This window comes from Moorena sp. SIO4A1 (genome assembly GCF_010672065.1).
Classification (GTDB): domain Bacteria; phylum Cyanobacteriota; class Cyanobacteriia; order Cyanobacteriales; family Coleofasciculaceae; genus Moorena.
The window spans coordinates 1-1,232 of sequence record NZ_JAAHHX010000863.1 but is presented as its reverse complement, the minus strand read 5'-3'; the positions used below and the strand labels follow the sequence as shown (position 1 = coordinate 1,232).

Sequence of the window (1,232 nt, the reverse complement as noted above, 5' to 3'; positions counted from 1 at the left end):
CACCTCATCCAACCCGTCTAGAAGAATTAATGTTCTACCTTGACGGAATAACGCCTCGGAAATACCACAACTGGTGAAAGATTGGCTGATGTAGGTCTTTAAATCCGGTGCGCTGCGGGTTTCCGCAAAATCTTTGAGGGTGATAAATAAGGGAACTCGGTTTGCCTGAAACTGTCCCTCAATGCACTGCATGGCCAGATACTTCAAAAATGTAGTTTTCCCGGAACCTGGTTTCCCCAACACCATCAGCTTGCTGTGACCCTTTACGGCTTCTAGTCCCGGCACTCCCTTCTCAGTTACCTGGTTGAGTCCACACCGCTCAAAGTCCTCCAGGTTGCAGTTTTGCATCAGTTCAGGGATATCCAGTCGCCTGCGTCCCGTGATTGTTACGGTCGATGCCTGGTATTATCCAGGGCACCTCCGCTTTCGGCTAAGGCCGACGCTGCGCGAACAGAACTGGACGTGAAACTTTCGCCTCATCCAGCTCCTGAGTATCCTCAACCTTTCGGCTTGCCTAACGGCAGGCTCCAGTGGATTTCTTGGTGGCAGCTTTGATGTACTGCCATTAGGTTCTTTTGCTTCCAATTGTCGTGGTTTCCATCGATGTGATGAAGATGTACATATTCGTCGCTTAGGAACCTATGTCCGCAATGTCCACAGGAATGGTTTTGCTTTTTCAAAGCTTTAGAGGTAGCATCGTCGTATAATACGGAGTTCCTCAAACTCCAATAGACTAGGTCTCCATCGTAGGGGGACTTAGTCCCTTTAACGTTTACGTGTTGATTTTGTTCATACCCTACTGCTGGGAAGCCTTTCTTACATAGTTCATTGGCTCTATACCGGTTTACTTTCTTTTCCTTTCGGAATTTACGGTTTGTGGTTTTATTCATGAACCATAAACTATCTCGGGAACTGCTCATGTCGCAGCTTTTATGGTAATTCCTCCATCCGCGCACGATTGGAGCTAATTTTTGGGCTTTTACTTCAGCGCCATAGTTCGAGTTGTTGACCACGGCTTTAATCTTCTTTCGGATGTTCCGATGGTTTTCCACTGAGGGAATACATCGGAATTTTCCGTTTTTCTGGACTCTCATATGCCAGCCCAGGAAGTCAAATCCGTCTGTCGTTTTGGTCAGCTTGGTCTTTTCTTGATTTACCTCTAAGCCCCTTTGGGCTAGGAAGTTTCTCACTTTATCTAAAAACTTCTCAGCGTTGTCTTTTGGCTTAAGAAT

Annotated in this window: 2 protein-coding genes; both read right to left on the bottom strand. The window is 46.5% G+C overall.

Features of this window, described 5'->3' with window-relative positions; genetic code table 11:
- A partial coding sequence (locus F6K53_RS43610; RefSeq protein WP_293087002.1) for an NACHT domain-containing protein occupies window positions 1-348 on the bottom strand: 348 nt, incomplete at its 3' end.
- A gap of 149 nt (window positions 349-497) precedes the next feature.
- Window positions 498-1,232: group II intron maturase-specific domain-containing protein (locus tag F6K53_RS43605; RefSeq protein WP_293087000.1), on the bottom strand; the 735-nt coding region annotated here is incomplete at its 5' end.